The organism is Streptomyces sp. NPDC048483, from assembly GCF_040651455.1.
In the GTDB taxonomy this organism is placed as follows: domain Bacteria; phylum Actinomycetota; class Actinomycetes; order Streptomycetales; family Streptomycetaceae; genus Streptomyces.
Map to the genome: position 1 here is coordinate 146,658 of NZ_JBEZJZ010000008.1, position 8,946 is coordinate 155,603.

The 8,946-nt window shown below is 71.2% G+C and carries 8 protein-coding genes; 5 read left to right on the forward strand and 3 right to left on the reverse strand.

The window, feature by feature from the left end; genetic code table 11:
- Positions 1–187 precede the first annotated feature (187 nt).
- The gene (locus AB0D04_RS06995) at positions 188–880 is read left to right on the forward strand and encodes a FadR/GntR family transcriptional regulator (RefSeq protein ID WP_362700177.1); all 693 of its coding nucleotides are present in this window, start codon (positions 188–190) and stop codon (positions 878–880) included.
- Between the two features lie 204 nt (positions 881–1,084).
- Here AB0D04_RS06995 and AB0D04_RS07000 read toward each other — a convergent pair whose 3' ends face one another.
- Complete coding sequence (locus AB0D04_RS07000) at positions 1,085–3,523, reverse strand: MFS transporter (protein ID WP_362700179.1); 2,439 nt, start codon at positions 3,521–3,523, stop codon at positions 1,085–1,087.
- A gap of 370 nt (positions 3,524–3,893) precedes the next feature.
- Positions 3,894–4,556: a ScbR family autoregulator-binding transcription factor gene (locus tag AB0D04_RS07005; protein ID WP_362700181.1), complete on the reverse strand. Its 663-nt coding sequence runs from the start codon at positions 4,554–4,556 to the stop codon at positions 3,894–3,896.
- Positions 4,557–4,742: 186 nt separating this feature from the next.
- Here AB0D04_RS07005 and AB0D04_RS07010 point away from each other — a divergent pair, with 186 nt between their 5' ends.
- Together AB0D04_RS07010 and AB0D04_RS07015 are read left to right on the forward strand one after the other, a co-directional pair.
- Positions 4,743–5,714, forward strand: coding sequence for a ScbA/BarX family gamma-butyrolactone biosynthesis protein (locus AB0D04_RS07010; RefSeq protein WP_362700203.1), 972 nt, complete (start codon positions 4,743–4,745; stop codon positions 5,712–5,714).
- A gap of 141 nt (positions 5,715–5,855) precedes the next feature.
- Positions 5,856–6,620, forward strand: coding sequence for an SDR family oxidoreductase (locus AB0D04_RS07015; protein WP_362700183.1), 765 nt, complete (start codon positions 5,856–5,858; stop codon positions 6,618–6,620).
- 114 nt (positions 6,621–6,734) lie between these two features.
- On the opposite strand, the gene AB0D04_RS07020 is transcribed toward AB0D04_RS07015, so the two are convergent.
- Positions 6,735–6,962: a hypothetical protein gene (locus AB0D04_RS07020; protein WP_362700185.1), complete on the reverse strand. Its 228-nt coding sequence runs from the start codon at positions 6,960–6,962 to the stop codon at positions 6,735–6,737.
- Positions 6,963–7,069: 107 nt separating this feature from the next.
- Between AB0D04_RS07020 and AB0D04_RS07025 the strand changes: the two genes are divergently transcribed.
- Both AB0D04_RS07025 and AB0D04_RS07030 read left to right on the forward strand, forming a co-directional pair.
- Positions 7,070–7,510 carry a MarR family transcriptional regulator gene (locus AB0D04_RS07025; RefSeq protein ID WP_362700187.1) on the forward strand — a complete coding sequence of 147 codons (441 nt, stop codon included), beginning with the start codon at positions 7,070–7,072 and terminating at the stop codon, positions 7,508–7,510.
- Positions 7,507–8,739: a cytochrome P450 gene (locus tag AB0D04_RS07030; RefSeq protein ID WP_362700189.1), complete on the forward strand. Its 1,233-nt coding sequence runs from the start codon at positions 7,507–7,509 to the stop codon at positions 8,737–8,739. Before AB0D04_RS07025 ends, AB0D04_RS07030 begins: the two co-directional genes overlap by 4 nt.
- The last annotated feature ends 207 nt before the right edge of the window (positions 8,740–8,946 follow it).

Here is an 8,946-nt window from a genome sequence, read left to right on the forward strand (position 1 = left end):
CAGCACCGAACCCCGCGGCGGGGTGCCGGTCGCGTCAGGCCCCGCCGCGGCGGCCGAGAAGGAGACCACGCAGCTTCATGGCGGCTACACTAACCCCGAAACAACTCCTCAGACAACCTACTCCTCAGACAAGTTGAGGGTCAGTCACATGAGAGGTGGCGGACAGCACCGGATGGCGAAACACCCGATGCCTCTCGAGGCCCTTCGCCCCAGTCCCCTGGTCGAACAGGCCGCCCAGCGGCTGCGCGACCAGATCAGCGGCGGTCACTGGCCGGTGGGCACCAAGCTCCCCGGCGAAACCACCCTGGCCCAAACCCTCGGCGTCGGCCGCTCCACGGTCCGCGAAGCCGTACGGGCCCTGGCCGGCGCCGGGTTGGTGCGGCCGCGCCAGGGCGCCGGCGTCTTCGTGATCGCCACCGAGCCCACCGAGGACTGGCCCACCCGCCTGCGCCGCGCGGCCGTCGCCGATGTCTACGAGGTCCGCATGATGGTCGAGGTCCAGGCCGCCCGCCTGGCCGCCGACCGTCGCACGGAAGCCGACGTCGCGGCCCTGCGCGCGGCCGTCGAGGGCCGGCGCACGGCCTGGTCCGGAAGCGACCACGCCGCCTTCGTGGACGCGGACATCGCCCTGCACTCGACCGTGGTCGACGCCGCGCACAATCCCGTACTGACCGACCTGTTCGCCGAATTCGTCCCCGTCCTGCGCCAGGGTCTGATCGAACTCGTAGAACTGCTGGGACTCCGCGACCCGGACCCGCCGCACGGCGATGCCCGCCATTCGGAGCTGGTGGAGGCCGTGATCAACGGCGACGGGGAGACGGCGAGCCGCACGCTGCAGACGGAACTGGAGGCCACATTGCGGGAGTTGCTGCGCCGGTAGGCCTCCGGCTGTGTGGCCCCCTCTGCTCGCCCACTCGCTCGCTGCCGTGCCAGGCCGTGGCGGGACGGCGAGAAGCGGTGACCGCTGCCGTACGCGCGACCACGGCCGTACGCGCGACCGCTGCCCTGCGAGCGGACCGTTGGGCTCCGCCGCCCGGCCTCCGCAGCCGGGAGCCGCGGAAGGGGGCGGCGGGGCCGGTGTACGTCAGCCGGCCGTTCCCAACGGCTGGGCCAGCTCCAGGTCGAGGACCTCGTCCGCGCCGCCGGTCAGGGATATCGGGGTGGCGTGCGGCGGGTAGCCGGCCGCCGAGAGGGTGTAGTGACGTCCCGTCAGGTCGGCGAAGGTGAAGACGCCGTCCGGGCCGGTGACGGTGTGGCCGGTGACCGAGCCGTCCTCGAGGAGGGTCACCGCCGCATCGGCGAGCGGGCGGCCGTCGGTGCCGCGGACCGTGCCGCGGACGGTCGCGGTCGGTCCCAGCCGGACGTCCTGGCGTGCCGCCTCGGCGCCGGGGAGCTCGACGGCGCGTGCCTCGGGCTGATGGCCGGGGGCACCGAGGACCAGGGTGTAGGTGCCGGACGGGAGGTGGGAGACCTCCCATGTGCCCTCGGCGCCGGTCGTCGTACGGGTGGCAACATCGCCACGGGCATCGGTCACCACCACGCTCGCGCCGGCCAGCGGGGTACCGTCGGGGCCGCCGAGCAGGGTGCCGCCCAGCCGGCCGGTGCCGGTGAGGACCAGGTCGACGGTGGCCGGCGCGCCCTCGTCCTCGTACGTGGCCGAGGCCGCGTGCGGGGTGCGGCCGGGTGCGGCGCCGGTGAGGACGTAGGTACCCGTGGCGGGGACCGCGAGGGCGTAGTGGCCGTCCCCGTCCGCCGTGGTGACTCCGGCCTGGCGGCCCTGACGGTCGATGAGGGTGACGGTCGCTCGGGGGACGGGCGTGCCGGCGGGGTCCAGCACGCGGCCCTGGAAGCCGACCGAGACGTCGGCCGTGGAGGTACCGGAGGCGGCGTGCGCGGCGAGGTCCACCGTCACCCCGGCATCGGACTGCGCCCAGGACGGCGCGGACTTCGCGAGCGGGGCAGGGCTTGCCGGCAGAGCGGGCGGCGCGGCCGAGGGGCCCGCCCCCGCCCCCTCCTCCGCGCTCTGCGCGACCAGCGTCGGCGTCGGCGTCGTACGGGATGCCTTGCGTTGCGACGGCAGGAACGCCGCCACGACGACGCCGATCAGGACGGCGGCCGTGGCGATCAGGAAGGAGACCCGGAAGCCGGCCATGGTCGGCACCGTGACCGGGCCGAAGTCCTGGGACATATGGGCCAGCACCATGCCGATCACGGCGCTGGACACGGACGTACCGATCGACCGCATCAGGGTGTTCAGGCCGTTGGCCGCGCCGGTCTCGGACGGGTCGACGGCGCCGATGATCAGCGCGGGCAGCGAAGAGTAGGCGAGGCCGATGCCCGCGCCGACGACAACCGCGATGATGACGGTCTGCCAGGCGGCGTTCATCAGGCCGATGCCCGCGCCATAGCCGATCGCGATGACCAGCATGCCCAGCAGGAGCGAGATCTTGGGGCCGCGCCGGGCGGCGATCCGCGCGTACAGGGGGGCGACGCACATCATCGTCAGGCCCAGCGGCGCCACGCAGAGGCCGGCCACCACCATGGATTGTCCGAGGCCGTAGCCGGTCGATGCCGGAAGCTGGAGCAGCTGCGGCAGGACCAGGGAGATCGCGTAGAACGCCACACCGACCGTGATGGAGGCGATGTTGGTGAGCAGCACCTCGCGGCGGGCGCTGGTGCGCAGATCGACCAGCGGGTCGGAGATCCGCAGCTCCATCAGGCCCCAGAGGGCGAGGATCACCACGGCGATGCCGAAAAGCCCGAGGGTGGTGGGCGAACCCCAGCCCCAGTCACTGCCCTTGGTGAGGGGCAGCAGCAGCGCGACCAGCCCGGCGGTCAGCCCGATGGCGCCGGCCACGTCGAAGCGTCCCTGGGCGCGTACGGACGTCTCCGGTACGACGACGAGCGTCAGCAGCATCGAGAGCACGCCGAGTCCGGCGGCGCCGAAGAACAGGGTGTGCCAGTCAGCGTGTTGGGCCACCAGTGCGGCGGCCGGCAGGGCGAGGCCGCCGCCGACACCTATGGACGAGCTCATCAGGGCCATCGCCGAGCCGAGCCGTTCGCGCGGCAGCTCGTCGCGCATGATGCCGATGCCCAGCGGGATGGCGCCCATGGCGAAGCCCTGCAGCGCCCGGCCGACGATCATGGTGAGCAGATCGCTGGTGAAGCCGCAGATCAGCGAGCCGACGACCATCACGGCCAGGCTGGTCAGCAGCATCCGCCGCTTGCCGTAGAGGTCGCCGAGGCGCCCCATGATGGGCGTCGAGACGGCGCCGGCGAGGAGGGTGGCCGTCATGACCCATGTGGCGTTGCTGGGAGCCGTGTTGAGCAGCGTCGGCAGGTCCTTGATGACCGGCACGAGCAGCGTCTGCATCACCGCGACGACGATGCCGGAGAAGGCGAGCACCGGGACGATGCCACGGCCGCCTCTGCGGTGCCCGCCCTTGGACGGGTCGGGGACCGTGTGCACGGCGTCGGGGGCCGGTGTCCTTCCGGGAAGTTGGTCGGTCGTCGTCCGGGTCATGCGTGCGGCCTCCAGGGCGGCAGGAGCGGGTGTCGTCGGGGCAAAGCAGAGCTGACGGCGGCCGTTGGCGCACGGCATCGCCTGCAGATGTGGCGCACGGTCCCGGCATCGCCGGAACCGTGAATACATGCATGCCGAACGTTTTGGCCTGGCCGCCTATTCCGTCCTGCGGGACGGCTTCCGACGACGTCGGCCGTGATCCCCCTCACCCCTCGGATCACGCCGCCCCGCCGCACCCCCGTGCATCCGACCTCCCCCGGGCCACCCGGCAGACAGCGGGCGGCGCCGCGGACCCTGTGGCGCCTCCCACCGCCAGAACCAAACCGTCTGAGCGGTTTGTTTTAGCTCCACACAACGCACCGCGCACGACTCATGACGATGCGGCGTCCGCCGACGCTCTCCCTTGCAGCGCCGCATCGAGCTCGGCACCGCGTTCCGGTTCCAGTTTGAGCCTGGCCAGCACGGCCGGTACCGCAATGCTGGGGAGAGTGTGTTCGAAGAACACGGTAAGGCGGTGGCTGAGGTCGGCCTGATTGGTCAGGGCATTCGACATCAACTGCAGTCCGGCAAAGGCTCCGACGAAGAGCTCGGCGGTATCGTTCACGACGACGCTGTCCAGGATTTCGCCGCGATCTCTCGCCTGATTCAGCAGACCCTCGACGAACCGGGTCCAGGCGAGCATCGACTGCTTGCGGTCAAGGTGGTTGGAGCCCTGCTCGACCGCCAGCCGGGCCGCCCCGCGCTGGATCGGGTCGCTGCGCAGCCGGTATGCCAGCACCTGACCCGCGTCGACGAACTCCTGCAGCTTGATCTTCTGCGGCTCCACCACAATGTCCACCACCTGCTCCTGGAGCACGGCAAGCGCGAGTTGCTCCTTGGAAGCGAAGTGGAAATACAAGGCGCCCTTCGTCACACCGGCGCGCTCGAGGACTTCGGCGATGGTCGCGCGGTCGTAACCGCGGTCGTCGAAAACCGACGCGGCCGCCTCCAAGATCAGTCGCCGGGTCCGGATCGCGCGGTCCTGTTGTGCCACAGGACGCCTCCTGTCTCTCGTTGTTTTCACGTTCCGCATGAGTTAGCTATCGCTCAATTCGCCCCTGGGTCAGCTACTTGCTCCAATTCGCCGTCCCGGCATTGAAAATAAAACCGGATGGTACGTATCTTAACAGCGTCGGACCTCATACCATGAAGATGCCTGGGGGCAGTCATGAGCGACACGATGCACGTCAGCGGCACGATTCAGCCCAGGGCTCCACATCAGACGCGCCTGAACCGGAACCATCACACCACCACCGGGCATCGCCGCGGACCCTACGTACCCCGGGAGTTCGTGCACCGTCCCTTCATCGACGACATTCTGGTCACTTCATGGCGACGGCACGACGATTCCCGGTTCTCGCTGACCGCGCAGTGGCCGCACGATCACGGGTACTTCACCCCGGTCCACGGCCGCCACCACCTCATTCTCACCGGCGAGAGCATTCGGCAGGCGGGGCTGCTGCTCTGTCACACCGAACTCGGCGTACCTGTCGGCCATCACTTCATCCTCGGCGACCTCGTCTATACAACGCACCCCGAGCACCTGGCCGTTGGACGCGGCCCCACCCAGCTGACGATCGATGTCAACTGCAGCCGACTGCGGTTCCGGGCCGGCGCGCTGACCAGCGGCTACTTCGCCATGGCCTTCCGCAAGGAGGGCCGGATCGTGGCGACCGGCCACTCCGACGTCACCGTCACCTCCCCGGCCGTCTACCGCCGGATCCGCGGTGACCGGCTGACCGCCCGCCGCACCCTCGGCCCACTCCCCACCCCCGTCCCCCACCAGCTGACCGGCAGCGCGCATGACAGCGATGTCCTGCTCTCCCCCACCGACCGGCCCGACCGCTGGCAGCTGCGGATAGCGCCGGGCCATGCCGCGATGGTGAACCCGGCGAACGACCACATCCCCGGAATGCTGCTGCTCGACGCCGCCCAGCAGGCCGCCCGCGCACTGACCGCGCCGCAGACCTTCGTGCCGTACGCCTTCGGCACCGAATTCCGCCGCTACGCCGAGCACGGCACCCCCTGCGTCATCGAGGCGCGGCGCATCCCGTCCGCGCTGCCCACCACCACGACGGTCCAGGTCACCGGCACACAGGACGGCGAGCCGGTGTTCGTCTCCTCCCTGACGGCGCTGGACGCACGCGCCTGAGCCGGCGGCTCACAGGCGCGTCGCGCGGTGCGGAGCACCCGTACGGCCTGGCCACCAACCCGGCAACCGGCCCCGGGCCGCCATCGGCAATCATGGGGCGGCAGCATGCCCGCCACACGCAAACGGAAGGCCTCAATTTTCATGGGTGACCTCAAGGGAAAGACCGCGCTGGTAACGGGATCCAGCAGGGGGATCGGCCGGAGCATCGCCCAACGCCTCGCCCACGACGGCGCATTGGTGGCCGTCCATTACGGCAGCAACGACTCCGCGGCCAAAGAAGCGCTCGACAGCATCAGAGCCGCCGGCGGACAAGGATTCCTCATCGGCGCGGAACTGGGGGTACCCGGCGACGCCGAGGCCCTTTTCGCCGCCTTTGACGCCGAACTCGCCGCGTACGGCGCGGAACCGGGTCTGGACATCCTCGTCAACAACGCGGCGATCAGCCTCCCGGGGCACATCGGCGACGTGACGCCGGAAGAGTTCGACCGCACCATCGCGATAAACACCAAGGCACCGTTCTTCATCGCGCAGCACGGTCTGCGCCGGATGCGCGACGGCGGACGCCTCATCAACATCTCGTCGGCGGTGACCACTACGGCGTTCCCCTCGACCATCGCGTACGCGCTGTCCAAGGGCGCCGTGGAGACCATGACGCTCACCCTGGCCAAGGACCTGGGCGAGCGGGGCATCACGGTGAACACCCTCGCCCCCGGCTTCATCGAGACCGATATGAACGCAGCGATGCGGGCGACACCGGAGGCGCATGCCGCGCTGGCGGCCCTCTCGGTCTTCAACCGCCTCGGCAAGCCCGCCGACATCGCCGACGTCACGGCTTTCCTCGCCTCCGACGACTCCCGCTGGATCACCGGCCAGCGCATCGACGTCACCGGCGGCTCGATGCTCTGACCCGGCCGACGCGGCCGGTCCATGCCGGACACTGCCGAAGCGGCCCGCCGCAACGGACCCGAGCGCGGCGCGCCGCTCGCCCACCGTCCTGGGCGGCCGCGCACCCTCCGCGGTTCAGGCCGGCGGCATCGGCCAGTCGTCCAGGTTGCCCCCGCGCCATTCGACGAGCCGGGGGTTGTCGAGCTCGATCTCCCCGGCCGGTCCTGCCACGCCCGCGCGGCGGAGGAATTCGGCAACATCGCCGCGGCCGTGGGCGAGGCCGACGATCTGCCCACGCACGGTCACGCGCCGGCCACCGGAAGGCGTCGGCGGGTGCACGATGACGGGCGGGTGCTCGGTCATGAGACCAGGGTGCGCCGGGCTCCGTGTCGGCGCACGTCGAATGCCTCCGCAAACGGGCGGTGAGCCCAAGCTTCGAGCCTCCAAGGAGTCCGCCGTAGGCTGGGCGTGTGGTGACACCGACACCGGACGACGTCACGCGGAAGCTGCTCATCGCTGTCCGCGAGGTCATCGGCGCGTCCCAGGCCGAGCTCAGGGAGACGCTCGACGGGCTGGGGCTGACGGTGCCGCTCGCGGACGCGCTGTGGGCGCTCGATCCCGCGCTGCCCGCCCCGTCGATGAAGGTCCTCGCGGGTCTGCTGCACTGCGATCCTTCCAGTGCCACGTTCCTGGTGACCCGCCTCGAGCGGCAGGGCCTCACGGAGCGGGTGCCCGACCTGGCGGACCGGCGGTCCAAGACGGTGGAGCTGACGGACAAGGGGGCACTGGTGCGCGGAGAGCTGATCGAGGCGATGGTGGGGCAGACACCGCTGGCGGCGCTGAGCGCCGAGGACCAGACGGCCGTCCTGCGGCTGCTGCGCAAGGCCCTGGACCTGGGCGGCCGCCCGTGAGCGGTCCCCTGGACTCGAGCGAGTTCTCCCGGGATCCGTATCCGGCGCTCGCCGCCCTGCGGGAACGCGGTCCCGTACAGCGGATACCGACCGGTAATGGACGGCGGACGTGGGTCGTCACCGGATGGGCGGCGGCGCGGGCGGCGCTGGCCGACGGGCGGCTGTCGAAGGACACCGCCCGGTACTTCGCGGGCAGGCCCGCCACCCGCGATCTGGCGCCCGCCGTCAGCCGCACCATGCTCGCCACCGACCCGCCCGACCACGGCCGGCTGCGGAAGCTGGCGATGAAGGCCTTCACCACGGCGGCCGTCACCCGCCTGGAACCCCGTATCCGCGAGATCGCGGAGGGGCTGGCCGATGCGCTGGCCGCGCGCCTCGCCGCACACGGGGTCGCCGACCTCATCGAGGAGTACGCCGCCCCGCTGCCCATCGCCGTGATCAGCGAGCTGCTCGGCGTGCCGGAGCGGGACCGGGCGGCCGTACGGCGCTGGTCCAACACCCTGTTCGCGGCCGCGGATCCGGACTCCGTCGTCGACCGTGCGTCCCATGCCCTCAGCGACTACATGACGGAGCTGATCGCAGAACGGCGCCGCGCGCCCGGGGAGGACGTGCTCAGCGCGCTGATCGCCGCCAGGGACGAGCAGGACCGGCTGACCGAGCCCGAACTGGGCTCCCTGGCCGTGCTGTTGGTGGTCGCCGGGCACGAGACCACGACCCACCTCATCGGCAATGGCATGCTGGCCCTGCTCCAGGACGACCGTCCCCCAGCTACCGCTGGGAGGTACTCCCATCGCGCCCGCCTCCAAGCCGATCCCGGGCTGCTGCCCGGCGCGATCGAGGAATTCCTGCGCTATGACGCGCCGATGACCACCGCCACCTTCCGCTACGCCACCGAGGCGATGGAGCTGGGCGGCGCCAGGATCGAGCCGGGGGACGTCGTGCTGGTCTCCCCCGGCGCCGCCAACCGGGATCCGGCGCAGTTCCCCGCACCCGACGCCGTACGGCTGGACCGGCCCACCGGCCATCTCTCGTTCGGGCATGGACCGCACCACTGCCTGGGGGCGCCGTTGGCCCGCCTCGAGGCGCGGATCGCGTTCGAGGTGCTGCTGACGCGGTTCCCGGAGCTGCGGCGTACGGAAGAGGGCACCGATGCGCTCGATTGGCGGCGGACGCGGCTGATGCGTGGGCTGGCGGCTCTCCCCGTCACCCTGAACGGGCAGACCGGCTGAACGGGCAGACCGGCTGAACGGGCAGACCGGCTGAACGCAGCAAGCCGGCGCCGCGACTGCAGTGCGGCAGTCGCGGCGCCGGCTGTTCGGCTCCCGAAGGGAGCCAGACCCCGGTGTCAGCCTTCGATGGTGTGGCCGGAGAGGCGCTCGACGCCGCGCAGGAGGGCGGAGTGGTCGAGGCTGCCGTCGCCCTGGGCGCGCAGGGAG